Here is a 15,345-nt window from a genome sequence, read left to right as displayed (position 1 = left end):
CGCTGGTGCAGCAAGATGCGACCGTTACCAAGCAGTTTGAATACCAGCAAGCTTTGCTTTACAACTTGCTGCTACAAACAAGCTGTTTCCGCTATTGGGGACAGGGAACTTGGACTGATTACGCGCGCGAACTTTACAACCGCGGCGCTGCTTTAATGAAGTAGGAGAATTTATTGTAGGGGGCCCCGGAAACAAACTGTTTGAGCCTCCTCAAATATCAGCGCTGACGCACCCTACATCTAGAAAACTTTATTGATAAAGAGAGGACTAAAGTCCTCATTACAAACACCGACTTACCAATTACTGTCTACATTTCCTGCATTAACCGCAAATAGTTTTGCCGCATTTGCGTCATATTTTCCATCATTCTATTAGCCATATCTTTCTCAACATCGCTCATTTGTTGCCAAAATAAAGCCGATCGCCTCGCCATAATTGCTTCTTCCCACAGCATCTCCAAAAGTTGCGCCGCCATTGGGTTTTCAGCATCTATAATCCCACACAATTGCTGGAAAGCCCGGTTGGCTTCGGTGTGACTACCAACATCCTGAGCCAGCGTCAGGCATTTTTTGAGTTGTACGATCGGATTTTCAGAAGAGTAAGCCATAATTTCACTAAGATAAGCCACAAAATTTACACTGATACCTTTGACATTACTAGAGTTGTGACACAGCCGTAGAGTTCCCTACATACCACCGCCAAGGCAAATCAATTCCTTGAGAAATCCCGATCCGCGTAGTTTGCACAAAATTTATTGTACCCTCCTCCACAGCTTGCTGAAAGTGCTCGCTCCGGTGTTCCAACCGCAGCGGTTGGCCTGCACCCAAGGGAAAACCGCTTAAAGTTCGATCGATATCCAGTACCTTACACAGTTTCCCAGGCCCGGCGGCGAGGCGCGATCGCTTCTTCTCAGGAATTGCAGCTAATTCTTGGGGAAGCACATCTACCTGCAACGCTCGAATCAGCACAGCACTGGCAACTCCCTCTACATCCGTCACAACATTAAAACAGTGATACATCCCGTAGATTAAGTAAACGTAGCTCATACCCGCAGGCCCGAACATCACCTCATTGCGAGAAGTGCGCTGTCGGTAAGCGTGACAAGCGGGATCTCCTGGGCCGTAAGCTTCGGTTTCGACAATCATTCCCCTAATTGTCTCGCCGTCCGGAAATTGCCGCACCAGAGTACAGCCCAGCAAATCTGGCGCTACGCTGGTAGATGGCCGCGCCAGCCAAAAAGATTCTACAATCTGAGTATTTGCACTCACTCAACAACAGCAGGTAAATTATGGACGTTAAGTTAGTTTTAGCAGTCTTGACAGCAGTTTTCACGGTTTGCTGTCTGTTCTTCGGCACAAAAAACGGGTTCTACGATACTGACAAGTATCACGGCAACGGTTCTGCTCACTAATTTTAGGCGTGCAGTTAGTTGCTTAAAAAACCGCTGCCTGTTTGTCAGGCGGCGGTTTTCTTTCAATTTAATAGATATAAACATTATTTGCTAGTCTTACTAAGGATGAGTTGTGCCATTTGGCATTTGAGCTTCTTGCAAGCTAGCATTCGAGAAGTCAGCGCATCCCATGAGGTTGAAACGCATTGTCGCTCCTCTATCCGTTGCTTTCATTTTGAAACCAACTACTGAATTTTCTGGGTTATTCTGTTGTGGAACAGCGGTGACATTAAAATCCATATTTGCTTCTTTTTCATTAGCCTCAAGGTTGAAAGTGATGCCGGCACAGCCCAAATCAGCTCCCGTGAGGTTGGCTCTATTTAAATTGGCATTTTTGAGGTTGGCATTAGCCAATTTTGCTCCTGATAAGTTAGCACCTTCTAGGTTAGCTCCCTGCAAGTTGACTCCTTGCAAGTCTAATCCTTTTAGGTTGGCATTGCTGAAATTACATTCGGGACACTGTTTGGTTTGCAGCAATTCCTTGACTTGGTTTTGTTGATTTGAAAAAGTTAGATATTTGACCGCAGTAAATACAACTGCGATGGACAATCCAGCAGTAAATAAATTCTTTAATTTCATAAATATCCGAAAAGCTTTGGGGGCTTTCTCTGGCTGTTAATAGATTTCTACAATAGTGCGATCGACCTCTCCAGAATTCCCACGAAAAAATTGCAGGCATCTCTGACAAGCCGTCCGGCACAATTAAACACCGCCAAACTTAAACCTCCCGCCTCCTTTCCCTCCCCAGTTCTGCTTTGAGCTTCGCACTCGTCCCGTCCGTCTGCTTAGCAGTCCACAAACCGAATTTATTTTTACCAGAAGGCGCGCATTTGCATATACCTCCAGACTGAAATAAAAGAAACTTTATTTATATCCCTAGAATGAGTAAATCATCGAGAGATTGCACCATGATTAAATAGAAACGCAATACCGTACCTGCGCTGTTGATAAATTCTCAGCAACTACTTTGGTCAAAATTGCTTCGAGAAATTAATTTACTCTAAAAACTGTTAGCAGCAGCTCAGGTTCCTCAACCTCGCCAGAACACGTCCTACCTATCATCCCGACAATTCGGAGCGGCAATGAACACAATCAAACCCGAACCTCAAAGATCGCGCTTCGTGGCTCTGCTGCTGACAACGCTGCTGACCTTTCCCTTTGTGAGTGCTTGCGGTTCTAGCGAGCGAACTTACGCTCCTCCGCCTCCTGTTGACGATACTCGCGCTGGAGGAGTGCAAACTAATCGCGGCTCCGCTCCTTCCCCACAAGCGAAAAAAGGACTGAGCAATGCTCAAAAAGTAGGGATTACTTTAGCAGGAGCAGCGGCCCTTTACTACCTCTACAACCAGCATAAAAACAAGCAACAACAGGGGCCGGAGGGAAAATATTACCTTTCCAAAAACGGTCGCGTTTACTACCGCGATGCCCAGAATCGCGCTCACTGGGTAACGCCCCCGCCTGGAGGAATTAAAGTTCCGGAGTCCGAGGCAATGCGTTACCGGGAATTCCAAGGCTACAACAACCAAAATACCGGTCGAGACCTTACTAGCTTGCCGGAAGCTACAGCTCCTGTTCCGGCACAGTAGCCTAACGATTTGAGCTTTTAGATTACCGATGGGAGATTTTTAATTAAATCTGGGATTCCCAATCTAAAACACCAGTTTTTCACCACATAAAAAAGAGGAACTTTATCATGGTAGACGGATTTTTTCGGAAGTTAAAAGATGCGATCGTCGGGCCCGACAGCGAGCAAGTCGATCCTGACGGTAATTACCAAGATCCCTCAAATCCCGGACAGTATGGCAATGCGCGTCCGGCCAGCGAAGACCCCTACGGCGACCCCGCAGACTACGGAGAGTACGGCGACGTGAGTCCGGCCAGCGAAGACCCCTACGGCGACCCCGCAGACTACGCCGGTACAGACTACGGACAGTTCGGTAACGTGAGTCCGGCCAGCGAAGACCCCTACGGCGACCCCGCAGACTACGTAGCGGATGCTGGAATGTTCGGCAATGTCATCCCCGCGAGCGAAGACCCCTACGGCGACCCAGCGGATGAGGAAGGGTTTAGTTAAGTCAGTTAGCTAGAAAAATTACCTGGTAAGCAACAGCACCCCTGCGGGGGTGTTTTTTTGTGGCCAAATACCATGAGTGAGCCAAAGATGAGCGGCAAAGGGAACTCTTGAGGGGATAGATAATCTGAAACCCTTAACGGACAAGAGAATTGTTAAACGGAGAGGGTGGGATTTGAACCCACGGAACCTTGCGGTTCACCTGATTTCAAGTCAGGCGCATTCGACCACTCTGCCACCTCTCCGGGCGAATTCATTTTATCATACCAGCAATTGTCTCTAACTACAAATAGCTGCAGATTCAGTGTGCCGATAAAGAATTTGTTCTCTTTCTACCGCAAAATCTTCGCCTACCCATACCAGAGACACTTCAGACACTGCTCCATTTTCCAGCAGGACGATCGAGAAATTTCGCAGTTTCGAGCACTCTCTCTCCACAATCCGCGGTACGCTGGCCGCATTCAAATACACCGTACCCTCCGCACTCACCTCCAGCGACTTCCGCAACTCGTGCTTCGTGTGCCGCAGTTTGTGGTGCATATGACCAAAAGTTACTAGCGGTATGTGCTTCCCAGAACTCCGAGTTCGATCGATCGCCTCCGCAAAATCCGGGTCGCCCCAATCCCCGCCCAGCGGCTTCCAATCTCGACCGCAGGGGTCTTCAGGAGCCTCTCCTAACCCCGTAGGGCCCGTGTGACCCAAAAAAATCACATTTTCGCAATCGGCATCCGCCGCAGCCGCTGCTATGCGCCGCGTCGATTCCTCAAAACTTTCTACCCCAAACCACTCCGAGTAAAAATCACCGTACTTCCACTCCGATCCCCCCCAAGTAAACGGGCGGCTTCCCACCACAGTTACGCCCAATTCTGGAAAATCCCTTTTCCCGTAACCGACGTGAGCTTCCCCCATTAAATCTAACTGCTGTTTCACCCAATTTTCTTTAGTGCGATCGTAAGGGCACTGACTGCGGCCCCACTCAGTCGCCGTGTACCAAGCATCGTGGTTCCCAAACACCGCTGCTTTCGGAATGTCCAATTGGGCGATCGCCCGCACCACCTCCACCGACTCATTGCCAAAATCCCCCACAAACAGCACCAAATCAACGCCCAGATGCTTCAGGGCTTCGCCGTCTTCAGGTTCCCAGCGATCGTGAACGTCCCCCACCACCGCAATTTTGATAGATTTAGCTTTATTCATGTGATTTGTCATGTGCGATCGCTCCCTAGCCCCTTCTTACTCAGCATAAGAAACAGCGACCAATTTTTGAACTCTCCCGCAGCATATTTTGGATTTTAGATTGGCCCCACTGAACAGCCAGCACTTTTTGGTGAATTCAACTATAATTCAAAATACACTTTAGCTGTCTTCGCCACCTTCCCCGGAATATTCTAACTGTGTTTACCACCGCACCTGCTCCGAACTTTACTCAAACCCGACTGCCCCACGACTTGTTTGCAGCCATTAACGCCCTCAAACAAGAGTTAAACGCCGTCATTCTCGCCCACTATTACCAAGACTCCGATATTCAAGACATCGCAGACTTCATTGGCGACTCCCTAGAACTTGCCCGCAAAGCCGCCAACACCAGCGCCGATGTCATAGTTTTTGCCGGAGTTCATTTCATGGCCGAAACCGCAAAAATTCTCAATCCCGACAAATTAGTATTGTTGCCAGACTTAAATGCTGGATGTTCCCTCGCCGACAGTTGCCCTCCCGAAGCCTTTGCAGCTTTCAAAGCCGATCGACCAGCACATTTGGTAATTTCCTACATTAATTGTACCGCCGCAATTAAGGCAATGAGCGATATAATTTGCACCAGTTCTAACGCTGTTAAAATTGTCAACCAAATTCCCGAAAATCAGCCGATAATTTTTGGACCAGACCGCAATCTCGGTCGCTACGTCATGGAACAAACGGGGAGAAACATGGAGATCTGGCAAGGAGCTTGCATGGTCCACGAAAACTTCTCAGAAAAAAAGATAGTTCAACTCAAAATCGAAAATCCCGATGCCGAAATAATTGCCCACCCAGAATGCGAACCTCCCGTGCTGCGCCACGCCAATTATATCGGATCTACCACTGCTTTGCTCAAATATTCTCAAGGTAGTTCCAGCCAAGCTTTTATTGTCGCGACTGAACCGGGAATCATTCACCAAATGCAAAAGCAAGCTCCGCATAAACGCTTCATCCCCGCTCCTTCCACCAATAATAACTGCGCTTGCAACGAATGCCCGCACATGAGATTAAATACCTTGGAAAAATTGTATCTATCCCTAAAAAATCAAACCCCTGAAATTACCATGCCCCAAGATATTCAACTAGCAGCCTTACAGCCGATCCAACGAATGCTAGAAATGAGCTAACCGCTGGCTATTTTTAAGTAAATTTATTGTGTGGTGAGTGGGGCGCTGCGATTAAATTAAGTCATTGCCTAACCCACCCACATCGATCTGCAATCGGTGAATCAGTTGTTAGCTCTTTCTCTTTTCTTCCTCTGCGACTCTGCGGTTCCTTCCTTTAAAACTCCTGAACGATAAATGATGTCCGAAAAACTGATTGTTTTCACTCGCTATCCCGAACCGGGAACAACCAAAACTCGACTAATTCCCGTGCTGGGAAAAGCAGGTGCTGCCAACCTTCACCGCTTGATGGCTCAACGGACGATCGCCTGCGCTCTCTCTCTCCAACAAGCCCGCCGATTATCCGTAGAAATTCACCGAGCCGGCGGCAGCCAACAACTGATGCAAGAGTGGTTGGGAAATGATATTATTTGTCAAAATCAAAGAGACGGTGATTTGGGCGCAAGAATGACAGCAGCGTTTCAAAAGTCTTTTAATTCAGGGGTTGAGAAAACTGCAATTATCGGCACTGATTGTCCTGGTTTGAAAGCAGAAATCATGGCACAAGCTTTTGATGAACTGAGCCAGCACGATTTAGTTTTGGGCCCAGCCAAAGACGGAGGTTATTATCTGATCGGGCTGCGGCGATCGATACCGGAATTGTTCGGTGGCATTCAGTGGGGAAGCAGTGAAGTATTGGCTTGTACCCGGGCGATCGCCCAAAAGCTAGATCTAAATATTGCTTATCTTCCCACTCTTGCAGATATCGATAGACCCGAAGATCTCCTCGGTTTAGATATTAATATATTGAAATAACTAAACTATGTTTAAGGAAGCTAAATTATTATAAAGTGTTATATAGAAGTTTATAAAACTACTTAATTTTGGAACTAAACAGTCATAATATAGTAATTGTATTCGTCTAACCAAATGCTGAATTTTAGTAGCAGTTAGACAGCGCCTGGGACAATAGTCCCAGGCGCGAGAAAATACCAAAAATTAGCAAATAAACTAACAATTAATAGCTCAGATTTGTATGAAACCCGCCCTGTCAGATGAAAGCCAAATGTAGGGGCGATATCGGTGTAAAAAATGAGCAACTAAGAGATAAGCTTTTTACAAAACTCGCCTTCCCACCTTAAGGCCCAATGTAGGGGCTATCCCGGCGTAAAAAATTGACTCTCATAACAGATAAACTTTTTACAAAACCCACCCTCTCTCACGGGGTGCTTAATTCTGTATGTCGCTAGAAAATCCCTATCTCAAAATTTCCATTATCATTCCAGTCTTAAACGAAGCACCTACAATTGCCTCAGTCATCTCCAGCGCCCTTCAGGCCAAAAATGTCGAAATAATTGTCGCCGACGGCTGCAGTAGCGACGGTACAGCCGATATAGCAAAATCTTTGGGCGTCCGAGTTATCTCCACCGCCCCAGGCCGCGCCACCCAAATGAATGCAGGTGCTGCTGCTGCTACAGGAGACATATTGCTGTTTCTCCACGGAGACACTCTTTTGCCTCGCGGGTACGACGATAGCGCGCGTCGGGTACTAGCTAACCCGTCTGCTGTAGCAGGGGCCTTTGAACTCAAGATTGACGCCTGCAGGCTCAGCCTCCGGCTGGTAGAAAGAGGGGTAAAGTGCCGATCGAACTTTCTGCAAATGCCCTACGGCGATCAAGCTATTTTCCTCAAGGCAGTTACGTTTGACAAAATCGGCGGTTTTCCCGACTTGCCCGTTATGGAAGACTTTGAATTCGTGCGGCGGTTGAAAAAACAAGGCCGCATTGAAATAGTAACCCAGCCAGTCCTGACCTCCGCCCGTCGCTGGCAGCAGCTTGGGGTTCTCAAAACCACCGCCATTAATCAAATAGTAATCATCGCTTATTTCCTTGGAGTGTCGCCCGATCGACTCGCTTTCTGGTATAAGAGCCAAAAGAAAAATTCTTCCAAAAACTAAAGAATAGTGAACTTTTCTAAAGCTTGCTGCCAATTATGCAAATAGGAAACACCTCCCTGCGTAAAATATGACTTGAACGCCTCAACTTTATTAAACTGCGAGGACAAACAGAATATGGCCGATCCCAGAGATGCAGAGCTTATTAAACCCTTTAACGGCGACCCCTTCACGGGTCATCTAGCTACCCCCATCAGTGCTTCTGATTTCACAAAAGCATTCATCGGCAACCTGCCTGCCTACCGCAAAGGACTCTCGCCCCTAATTCGAGGCCTAGAAATCGGTTTGGCACACGGTTATTTCCTCGTCGGCCCCCAAATCGTCTTCGGGCCCCTGCGGGATTATCCAGAAGCAGCTAATCTCGGAGGATTATATACAGCCCTCGTCTTAGTTCTGCTTGGCACACTAGGTATGTCTGCTTACGGTTTAGTCTCTTTCAAACAAGACAACACCAGCTACCCTAGCGCTAATCCCATGACCCCCGATGCCCTCAGAAATGCTGAGGGGTGGAGCCAGTTTACCGGTGGTTTCTTCATTGGCGGGATGGGCGGCGTCTTTGTTGCCTACTTCTTACTCGAAAACTTTAACGGCATCGATGCCATTTTCCGGGGTTTAGTCAACAATTAGGCTTCACTCCCAAATATCCCTGTTGGAACACACTAACTTTAGTTTGGAGAATTTGATATGACAGGTTCCTACGCTGCTTCTTTCTTGCCTTGGATTTTGATTCCGCTAATTACCTGGCTGATGCCGGTTGTGGTAATGGGTTTGTTGTTTATCTACATTGAAAGCGACGCCTGATCCTTACCCCTAAAGTAGGACCTAAGTTGGAAAGCCGAAGTAAGACGATTGATGAACAATTGCTCTGAAATTTCTAGATAAATCTAGGGAAAATCAGCAAAAATTGTTTTGAGATTTCTGGCTATCAGAAAACTTAGTTTCTTTACCCCCATCCCCAGAATTTATCTGTGGAGCAATCTTTCAGTTTTCTTCCTTCAAAAATCGTAATTGCAAAAAAATCCTCTACCTGCGGGCAGAGGATTTTTTTGCAAAGAAGACAAATAATCCGCTCAGACCACACAAATTGCCAAATTCTGAGCCACAATTGTTATGGAAACCTACTAATGAGGAGACAGCGATGCAATTTTCCCCCGCACGCCGCATCTTAGCTCCATTCCTGATCTCGGTACTGCTGTTAGTGACCGCCTGCGGTCAAACCCAAGCCCCCTCCCGCTGGGACAAAGCTCAGCAGGAAAGCACCCAAAAACCTGGTAAGGCACAGCAGACAACTGCTGATAAATCAAGTGCTAGTAATCAAAACCTGCCCAAGAAGGCAGTTGCAGGCGGTAAGTTAAATAAATACTTCCCGTCTTCGGGCGGTGGATTCGATCGCGTTTTTGCTCAAGAAAAATCCGGTTTTGCTGAAGCTAAGCTGAACAAAGACGGAAAAAATGTCGCGGTTCTCTCGATTAACGACATCGCCGGCAACCCCAGCGCAGGTGCAAAATTCCAGCAAAGTACCAAGCAAATCAGCGGCTATCCCGCCGTTAATCAGGGTGCCAATATCACTGCTGTTTTAGTGGCAAATCGCTATCAGGTGAAAGTTCAATCCCGCAATCCCTCTTTTACCGCTGGCGATCGCGAAGCTTGGCTGTCAAAATTTAACCTCGGCGGTCTCGCCCGTCTCAAGTAGCAACGTCTTTTGTCACACTCCGCGCCCGACTCCAGTCTGGCGCTATTAGAACTAAGTCTGCCAGAATGAGACTGTGAAGTTCTTGGCATCTGCCAAAAGTAATACCTTTGATTTTCGTTCCAGCAAAAGGAGTTTTTTGTGAGCAAAACAGTCTTTGAATTAGTCGATACACTGCCTCAAGACAACATGACTGTCAAAGCCCTGCGAGCGCTTGACTTTGTGGTTCCCGGTGAGTGGAACAATTTAGTTGGCTTTGAAAATACCATTCGCACCGTTACTGGCGAAACAGACGAAGAACTAATTCAGCAAATTGGCGAGCGCGCCATCTACCTCTTCAACGATAAGTCTCAGGGCTATCAACGCGCTCTCTGGCTTTACCAAACTATTGACAGTACCGACAAGGCTTTGGGCAGTGCGGCCCTCGCCAATAAAGTTGCGGAAAATGTCTCGTTTTTGTCGTTCCTCGGCAATATCACTCCCAAGGCTGAAAAAGCTCAAACGATCGATCTGTCTTTGAAATTAGTCACAGAGTTGCTAGCTTTTTGCCAAATTAACGGCCTTCCCGGCGACAGCATTGGCGATTTTGCTGCTTCCTTGGGCGACTACGGCGGCGAATCCCTGATGCGGATGGCTGCTTTGGTGTGTTTTGACGGTTTGATTCCCCTGGGCCCGGACTTTATCATGGCAACTCAGTCTTGGATTGAAAAGCTCTCCCCGAACGATTTGCAAGATAATTCGGCCTTTAAGTCGATCGGTGGCATGATTCCTGGGGGTTCTCCCGCAGGTCAACTCGGCTTTATTGGCGAAAGCTTTAATTCGGTTTCCGGCTGGATGAGCTCTTTTGTGAGCGATCGAGGTTTGACTCCTCAAAATGTACTCGGCCACTTGCAGAGTTTTGTGGAAATTTCTGCTGACAAGGTGGACTACGTGGGCGCATTCCTCGATATGACTACCAACTACTACGAACACACCGGTGTTCAAACTCTCGCCCGCCGTTTGATTGAACGAGCTGTCGCTGAGATTTAGAATAACCAAAGGAGTTGTGATGTTTGCCGGCGATCGCCCTCTGAGAGTGTTTTGAGTTCAAATTTTTTGGAACGAGCAATTCTCTCTCGCTTGGTTTTCGATAAACAGTGGGCGCGATCGAAAAAAGTCGATCGCCCCCACCTGCACTCACAATTCTTTTACCGATCACTTTTAAAAGGAAGCGTTAATGCCAGAAGAACCGCAAAACCCTACCGCTGGAGAATCGGAAACTCCCAGTGCTGCGATCGAGAACGCCCCAAGTTCCGACACAGCCGAAACAAGCGACTTACCCAGCACTGACAAGCCTCAGCCTGCCGCTAAAAAGCCCAAAGAACCGAAAAATCCTACCGCTGGCGAATCGGAAACTCCCAGTGCTGCGATCGAGAACGCCCCGAGTTCCGACGAACCAGATACAAGCGACTTACCCAGCACTGACAAGCCTCAGCCTGCTGCTAAAAAGCCCGCAGCCAAGGCCGAAGGCGACAAGCCCCCAGCTAAAGCTAAAAAGGAAAAAGCACCTGCTGTTGAAGACAAGCCCTTTGCGGAATTTATTCAACAAGATTATTTGCCCGCTTTGCAAACTGCTTTGACTAAGCAGGGCGTTAAGGATTTAGAGGTGAGTTTGGCAAAACAAAAACTCCCAGTTGCCGGCATGAGTTCCGTTGGCGATTGCTGGCAGGTAATTGGTAAATTTCAAGAAGGTCAGCGCCAATTTAACCTGTATTTTCCTCAAGAAAATATTCAAAGTCAAAGGGCGTTTTCCTGCGCTGAAACTAATACCAAAACTAGCACTTTAGAGCCTTTTTTGATAGATGAGCGCAAGGTAACACTAGACCTCATGGTGTTTGGCGTCGTCCAGCGACTTAACGCTCAAAAATGGCTAAATCTTAATTAGTTATTAGTTATTAGTTATTAGTCATTAGTTATTAGTCATTAGTTGCTGGTATTTAGGGAGTTACTAATGAGTGGCAGGGCGGGTTAATTGGGATATGAATTTTACCGATAACCCATCTCTAATTTTGCCTAGACTTATTGCTAAGTGAGAAGTCTTAGTTAATGACTATTAACTATAGCTAATGACTAATAACTAATGACTGCTGACTAATGACCGATTTTCTTCGGATTTTGTCAAAAAATTGCGAGCTTGCATAATCGCAAAAAGGTCAACATCTGTTTCTAACAAACAAGCATGACCGCTGTTAGCCAGCAGCACCATTTGAGCCTTGGGAATTACTTTGACTAAAAGCTTCGCTTCTGCTAAAGAAGGCAGCAGCCGATCGGCACCGCTAGCAATTACTAGCGTCGGGTGTTTGATGCCGCGCAACTGATTTTCGTCAACATTAAACGATCGCACTAACGCCAATCTCCACACAGACGTGTTTTGCGGTACTGCTTGCATCGCTTCTAGCAAAGCGCGGCGATCGTCGCGCCCAATCTTTCCTAATGATGCTAATATCGGCAATAAACCGATTACCGACAGCGGATAAAGGTTGGCCGGCAGCCACTGAGTCAGGTACGAACCCCACTGCACCCAAGGCTGCTGTCGAAAGGAAGAAGCTGGATTTACTAAGATTAATCGATCGCACAATTGGGGAGCTTCTAACACAACTTTCATCGCTAAACAGCCCCCAAATGACTCGCCGCACATATAAACCGGCCGCTTCGGCTTTCCGGCTTCCTTTTCGGCTTCAATTAAGGCAATTGTTTCCCCAACCAGTACATCCCAACTAGGCGTATCGTCCGCAGGTAAAGTTAAGCAACGAATATCGAAATGATTGGCTAATTTAGGAATTTGGGAGCGCAGCAGCAAACCGCCCCCGTCCATACCGGGCAAAAATACAAATAAAGGGCGATCGGGTTTCGGAGGTCTGGGGGTTAGGAAACGAACCTTATTGTTAGCATTTGCCATGATTCAAGTCAATCGATTTTAGATTTTAGATTTTAGATTGGAAATCTGACACCAGCCAATAGTCAACAGTCAACAAACTTACAAACAACCTCGTTGGAGTAATTCTGCAATTTCGCCCTGACAGTGGTCTGTGAGTTCAGCCACAACTGCTTTGGCTTTTTTGCCTTGATATTGCTGCTGTTTCTCGGCAGTAATCCAGTAAGGCCGGCCGATTAAAACGTTAACTCGCTGATAAATTATCACAGGATGCCATCCAGATCGATCGAACAGCGGTTCCGAAGGATCAAACAAACTCAACAACTTGAGCGGTACACCCGATCGTACTGAGTGTTCCTCAAAAGAACTAATCGCCACCGGCAAAACTGCCAAGTCCCGCACCGGTGCCCGCAAAGCCAAGTGAGCAAATCCCCGCTGAAACTTCCCCACAGTATTCGGGCCAGTAAGCTTCACCATCGGTTCTGCACCCTCTGGAAACACCCCCACCATCTCCCCGCCTTGCAGCAGCGCTGTGGCTTGAGAGAAAAAATGCTGCTGTCGGTGCTCCGGTGCTTCCAAGGGGAAAGCGCCGAAAGTCGTGACAACTTCCCTCATCACCGGAACTTGACCCATGTAATGATGACAAGCAAAGCGGATCGATCGACCCAAAGCCGCCGTCAGCAGCACAGGATCTAAGAAACTGCGGTGATTGCTCACCACCAGCACCGGACTCTCCTGGGGAATCCGGTCTTCGCGGTACAGAAACATCTGCGTTCCCAAACCAGCCAGGAAACAGCGCGAAATCAGCAATTTGCTCTCTGAAAACATGGGCCAAAAGACAGGTGGGACACTATAAAGGTTGATTCCATTGCCATGCAGCTTAACATTTCTTTACCAAGTCGGGGCTCCCTCAAAAAGTAGACTTTCCCCTTATGCCTTTGTTTCGTAATTCTAGACACACGGGCGGCCATCAACTTGGTTGTTTCGCGTGTTTCCTTCTAGTCAGCCCGCCAAAACAGTAAAAAACCCGGTTTCTAGGCGTCGGAGTGCAATCGCCAACTGTTTCGGCAGAATTTCCCAGTTTGAAGCAAAGATATAGCAAGTGTTGTCGCAACTTATTAAAGAATGTTTACAACAACCCCAAAACCAAGTTGCGGCAGCTAAACTTAGAAATTTACAGTGGGCATTGACGCACTGTCAAAGTATTTTTGGACAAGTCGTAATAGCAATCTCGCGAGGCATCAAATGAATAACATCCAAAACTATCGCCTTAGATGTACGCTCACCTTTGGCGACATTTACGGTCAAATCATTGTTTGGCTGATAGTCATCTTCCTAAGTCTAGCGTCGGCACTCGCCTTGTGGAGTAGCGCTCGCCAAATCTTCGCCTTGGCTACCGTCGGCTTGATTTTAGTGCTGTCTCTGCCCTTCTTGCTGTTTGCTTTCGTTACAACTCTGCTAAATAACATTGAAGTGCTTGCTGTAGAACCCGGTACGGAACCTCAACCTTCTGCAACGGGAAATCAGTCGCTTCAGAACCCTGCCGAAAGCGCCGGCTAGTCCAATTTGAGATTTTAACTTTTGATTTGAATGGAAAATCAAAAGTTAAAAAACTTCCTGCTCTTTTGGTAGGAAGTTTTTTTTTGCGTCACCATAAGTTGAGCAGAACACTCAAAAGAATTCAAAAAAATGCTAGAACACGACGTAATCATTGTAGGCGGCGGTTTAGCAGGTTGCCGCGCCGCAGTAGAAATTGCTCGGACTGACCCCAGTTTAAAGGTAGCTGTCGTCGCCAAAACTCACCCGATTCGATCGCACTCCGTCGCAGCCCAAGGCGGCATGGCCTCCAGCCTCCAAAATGTCGATCCTGAAGACAGTTGGAAAGCCCATGCCTTCGACACAGTAAAAGGTTCAGACTATTTAGCAGACCAAGACGCGGTAGAAATCCTCACCCGGGAAGCGCCCGGTGTAGTCATAGATTTAGAACACATGGGAGTCCTCTTCTCCCGCCTCCCAGACGGCAGAATTGCCCAGCGCGCTTTTGGCGGACATTCCCACCGCCGCACCTGCTACGCCGCCGACAAAACCGGTCACGCCATCCTCCACGAATTAGTCAACAATCTGCGCCGCTGCGGAGTTCACATCTATCAGGAGTGGTATGTTACGCGCCTGATTTTGGAAGAAGGCCAAGCCAAGGGGGTAGTTATGTACCGCCTTCTAGACGGTCAAATTGAGGTTGTCCGTGCTAAGGCGGTGATGTTTGCTACGGGGGGTTACGGCCGAGTTTACAATACCACGTCGAACGATTACGCCTCGACGGGAGACGGTTTGGCGATGACGGCTTTAGCTGGATTGCCGCTGGAAGATATGGAATTTGTGCAGTTTCACCCGACTGGTTTGTATCCCGTGGGAGTGTTGATTTCGGAGGCTGTGCGGGGCGAAGGCGCTTATTTGATTAATTCAGAGGGCGATCGATTTATGGCCAATTATGCCCCGTCGCGGATGGAATTAGCGCCCAGAGATATCACCTCGCGGTCAATTTCCATAGAAATTCGCGCCGGCCGAGGAATTAATGTTGATGGTAGTGCCGGCGGCCCCTTTATCTATCTGGATTTGCGGCACATGGGACGCGAAAAAATCATGAGCAAAATTCCTTTTGCTTGGGAAGAAGCCCACCGTTTGTTAGGAATTGATGCCGTAAATCAGCCGATGCCCGTCCGCCCTACCGTTCACTATTCAATGGGAGGAATTCCTACTAATGTTAGCGGGCAAGTTCGCAGCAGTCCTGACAGTTTGGTAGACGGTTTCTTTGCAGCCGGCGAAGCAGCTTGCGTGTCAGTTCACGGCGCCAACCGTTTGGGCAGCAATTCGCTGTTGGAATGCGTAGTTTACGGCAAAGTTACTGGCGCAACCATAGCACAATTCGT

19 protein-coding genes, 1 tRNA gene and 1 pseudogene are annotated in these 15,345 nt (G+C 47.8%); 14 read left to right on the top strand and 7 right to left on the bottom strand.

What is annotated here, in order from left to right; genetic code table 11:
- Positions 1 to 164 (top strand): annotated as a pseudogene (locus tag QUA45_RS24670) (glycosyl hydrolase family 57); the annotation flags it as partial.
- Positions 165 to 307: 143 nt separating this feature from the next.
- Here the strand turns inward: QUA45_RS24670 and QUA45_RS24665 are convergent.
- On the bottom strand, positions 308 to 607 hold the full coding sequence (locus QUA45_RS24665; RefSeq protein WP_333050161.1) for a hypothetical protein: 300 nt from the start codon (positions 605 to 607) through the stop codon (positions 308 to 310).
- A 49-nt stretch (positions 608 to 656) separates the two neighbouring features.
- Complete coding sequence (locus QUA45_RS24660) at positions 657 to 1,268, bottom strand: DNA-3-methyladenine glycosylase (protein ID WP_333222374.1); 612 nt, start codon at positions 1,266 to 1,268, stop codon at positions 657 to 659.
- A 20-nt stretch (positions 1,269 to 1,288) separates the two neighbouring features.
- On the opposite strand from QUA45_RS24660, the gene QUA45_RS24655 reads away from it, so the two are divergent.
- The gene (locus QUA45_RS24655) at positions 1,289 to 1,411 is read left to right on the top strand and encodes a hypothetical protein (protein ID WP_006633228.1); all 123 of its coding nucleotides are present in this window, start codon (positions 1,289 to 1,291) and stop codon (positions 1,409 to 1,411) included.
- Between the two features lie 99 nt (positions 1,412 to 1,510).
- Here the strand turns inward: QUA45_RS24655 and QUA45_RS24650 are convergent, their stop codons facing one another.
- Positions 1,511 to 2,029: a pentapeptide repeat-containing protein gene (locus tag QUA45_RS24650; protein ID WP_333222372.1), complete on the bottom strand. Its 519-nt coding sequence runs from the start codon at positions 2,027 to 2,029 to the stop codon at positions 1,511 to 1,513.
- Between the two features lie 503 nt (positions 2,030 to 2,532).
- Here QUA45_RS24650 and QUA45_RS24645 point away from each other — a divergent pair.
- Positions 2,533 to 3,036 (top strand): hypothetical protein, encoded by a 504-nt coding sequence (locus QUA45_RS24645; protein WP_333222370.1) that lies wholly within the window; start codon positions 2,533 to 2,535, stop codon positions 3,034 to 3,036.
- A 107-nt stretch (positions 3,037 to 3,143) separates the two neighbouring features.
- Complete coding sequence (locus tag QUA45_RS24640; RefSeq protein ID WP_333095904.1) at positions 3,144 to 3,524, top strand: translation initiation factor; 381 nt, start codon at positions 3,144 to 3,146, stop codon at positions 3,522 to 3,524.
- Positions 3,525 to 3,681: 157 nt separating this feature from the next.
- Here the strand turns inward: QUA45_RS24640 and QUA45_RS24635 are convergent.
- Together QUA45_RS24635 and QUA45_RS24630 are read right to left on the bottom strand one after the other, a co-directional pair.
- Positions 3,682 to 3,766 (bottom strand) — tRNA-Ser (locus tag QUA45_RS24635).
- A gap of 34 nt (positions 3,767 to 3,800) precedes the next feature.
- Entirely contained in the window at positions 3,801 to 4,718 is a 918-nt protein-coding gene (locus QUA45_RS24630) for a TIGR04168 family protein (protein ID WP_333222368.1), read from the bottom strand.
- 197 nt (positions 4,719 to 4,915) lie between these two features.
- Here QUA45_RS24630 and nadA point away from each other — a divergent pair, with 197 nt between their 5' ends.
- From nadA to QUA45_RS24590, 8 genes are all read left to right on the top strand, one after another.
- A complete protein-coding gene (nadA, locus tag QUA45_RS24625) occupies positions 4,916 to 5,884 on the top strand; it encodes a quinolinate synthase NadA (RefSeq protein ID WP_333095902.1) in 969 nt (322 codons plus the stop codon).
- Positions 5,885 to 6,058: 174 nt separating this feature from the next.
- A complete protein-coding gene (locus QUA45_RS24620; protein ID WP_333074695.1) occupies positions 6,059 to 6,676 on the top strand; it encodes a TIGR04282 family arsenosugar biosynthesis glycosyltransferase in 618 nt (205 codons plus the stop codon).
- 424 nt (positions 6,677 to 7,100) lie between these two features.
- Positions 7,101 to 7,817 carry a TIGR04283 family arsenosugar biosynthesis glycosyltransferase gene (locus QUA45_RS24615; protein ID WP_333222366.1) on the top strand — a complete coding sequence of 239 codons (717 nt, stop codon included), beginning with the start codon at positions 7,101 to 7,103 and terminating at the stop codon, positions 7,815 to 7,817.
- A 114-nt stretch (positions 7,818 to 7,931) separates the two neighbouring features.
- Positions 7,932 to 8,441 carry a photosystem I reaction center protein subunit XI gene (locus tag QUA45_RS24610; RefSeq protein ID WP_333050145.1) on the top strand — a complete coding sequence of 170 codons (510 nt, stop codon included), beginning with the start codon at positions 7,932 to 7,934 and terminating at the stop codon, positions 8,439 to 8,441.
- 57 nt (positions 8,442 to 8,498) lie between these two features.
- Positions 8,499 to 8,615 (top strand): photosystem I reaction center subunit VIII, encoded by a 117-nt coding sequence (locus QUA45_RS24605; RefSeq protein WP_293127047.1) that lies wholly within the window; start codon positions 8,499 to 8,501, stop codon positions 8,613 to 8,615.
- A 337-nt stretch (positions 8,616 to 8,952) separates the two neighbouring features.
- On the top strand, positions 8,953 to 9,507 hold the full coding sequence (locus QUA45_RS24600; RefSeq protein WP_333095900.1) for a hypothetical protein: 555 nt from the start codon (positions 8,953 to 8,955) through the stop codon (positions 9,505 to 9,507).
- 138 nt (positions 9,508 to 9,645) lie between these two features.
- The gene (locus QUA45_RS24595; RefSeq protein ID WP_333095899.1) at positions 9,646 to 10,533 is read left to right on the top strand and encodes a hypothetical protein; all 888 of its coding nucleotides are present in this window, start codon (positions 9,646 to 9,648) and stop codon (positions 10,531 to 10,533) included.
- A 187-nt stretch (positions 10,534 to 10,720) separates the two neighbouring features.
- Positions 10,721 to 11,428 (top strand): DUF2996 domain-containing protein, encoded by a 708-nt coding sequence (locus QUA45_RS24590; RefSeq protein ID WP_333095898.1) that lies wholly within the window; start codon positions 10,721 to 10,723, stop codon positions 11,426 to 11,428.
- A 192-nt stretch (positions 11,429 to 11,620) separates the two neighbouring features.
- Here QUA45_RS24590 and QUA45_RS24585 read toward each other — a convergent pair whose 3' ends face one another.
- Positions 11,621 to 12,442 (bottom strand): alpha/beta fold hydrolase, encoded by an 822-nt coding sequence (locus QUA45_RS24585; protein WP_333095897.1) that lies wholly within the window; start codon positions 12,440 to 12,442, stop codon positions 11,621 to 11,623.
- Positions 12,443 to 12,520: 78 nt separating this feature from the next.
- Complete coding sequence (locus tag QUA45_RS24580) at positions 12,521 to 13,246, bottom strand: lysophospholipid acyltransferase family protein (protein WP_333095896.1); 726 nt, start codon at positions 13,244 to 13,246, stop codon at positions 12,521 to 12,523.
- 417 nt (positions 13,247 to 13,663) lie between these two features.
- On the opposite strand from QUA45_RS24580, the gene QUA45_RS24575 reads away from it, so the two are divergent.
- The gene (locus QUA45_RS24575) at positions 13,664 to 13,978 is read left to right on the top strand and encodes a hypothetical protein (RefSeq protein WP_190741078.1); all 315 of its coding nucleotides are present in this window, start codon (positions 13,664 to 13,666) and stop codon (positions 13,976 to 13,978) included.
- A gap of 129 nt (positions 13,979 to 14,107) precedes the next feature.
- Positions 14,108 to 15,345: succinate dehydrogenase/fumarate reductase flavoprotein subunit (locus QUA45_RS24570; RefSeq protein ID WP_333222364.1), on the top strand; the 1,238-nt coding region annotated here is incomplete at its 3' end.

It is taken from the genome of Microcoleus sp. Pol12A5, assembly GCF_036701435.1.
In the GTDB taxonomy this organism is placed as follows: Bacteria; Cyanobacteriota; Cyanobacteriia; order Cyanobacteriales; family Microcoleaceae; genus Microcoleus.
Note: the sequence above shows the minus strand (reverse complement) of the source record. Positions and strands in the feature narration are given on the sequence as shown.

What these genes read in the sequence shown, in the direction of transcription:
- QUA45_RS24600 (WP_333095900.1), top strand. Translation starts at nt 8,953, where the DNA reads ATGCAATTTTCCCCCGCACGCCGCATCTTAGCTCCATTCCTGATCTCG.
- QUA45_RS24610 (WP_333050145.1), top strand. Translation starts at nt 7,932, where the DNA reads ATGGCCGATCCCAGAGATGCAGAGCTTATTAAACCCTTTAACGGCGAC.
- QUA45_RS24590 (WP_333095898.1), top strand. Translation starts at nt 10,721, where the DNA reads ATGCCAGAAGAACCGCAAAACCCTACCGCTGGAGAATCGGAAACTCCC.
- QUA45_RS24645 (WP_333222370.1), top strand. Translation starts at nt 2,533, where the DNA reads ATGAACACAATCAAACCCGAACCTCAAAGATCGCGCTTCGTGGCTCTG.
- QUA45_RS24630 (WP_333222368.1), bottom strand. Translation starts at nt 4,718, where the DNA reads ATGAATAAAGCTAAATCTATCAAAATTGCGGTGGTGGGGGACGTTCAC.
- QUA45_RS24650 (WP_333222372.1), bottom strand. Translation starts at nt 2,029, where the DNA reads ATGAAATTAAAGAATTTATTTACTGCTGGATTGTCCATCGCAGTTGTA.
- QUA45_RS24585 (WP_333095897.1), bottom strand. Translation starts at nt 12,442, where the DNA reads ATGGCAAATGCTAACAATAAGGTTCGTTTCCTAACCCCCAGACCTCCG.
- QUA45_RS24655 (WP_006633228.1), top strand. Translation starts at nt 1,289, where the DNA reads ATGGACGTTAAGTTAGTTTTAGCAGTCTTGACAGCAGTTTTCACGGTT.
- QUA45_RS24640 (WP_333095904.1), top strand. Translation starts at nt 3,144, where the DNA reads ATGGTAGACGGATTTTTTCGGAAGTTAAAAGATGCGATCGTCGGGCCC.
- QUA45_RS24580 (WP_333095896.1), bottom strand. Translation starts at nt 13,246, where the DNA reads ATGTTTTCAGAGAGCAAATTGCTGATTTCGCGCTGTTTCCTGGCTGGT.
- QUA45_RS24665 (WP_333050161.1), bottom strand. Translation starts at nt 607, where the DNA reads ATGGCTTACTCTTCTGAAAATCCGATCGTACAACTCAAAAAATGCCTG.
- QUA45_RS24575 (WP_190741078.1), top strand. Translation starts at nt 13,664, where the DNA reads ATGAATAACATCCAAAACTATCGCCTTAGATGTACGCTCACCTTTGGC.
- QUA45_RS24615 (WP_333222366.1), top strand. Translation starts at nt 7,101, where the DNA reads ATGTCGCTAGAAAATCCCTATCTCAAAATTTCCATTATCATTCCAGTC.
- QUA45_RS24620 (WP_333074695.1), top strand. Translation starts at nt 6,059, where the DNA reads ATGATGTCCGAAAAACTGATTGTTTTCACTCGCTATCCCGAACCGGGA.
- QUA45_RS24605 (WP_293127047.1), top strand. Translation starts at nt 8,499, where the DNA reads ATGACAGGTTCCTACGCTGCTTCTTTCTTGCCTTGGATTTTGATTCCG.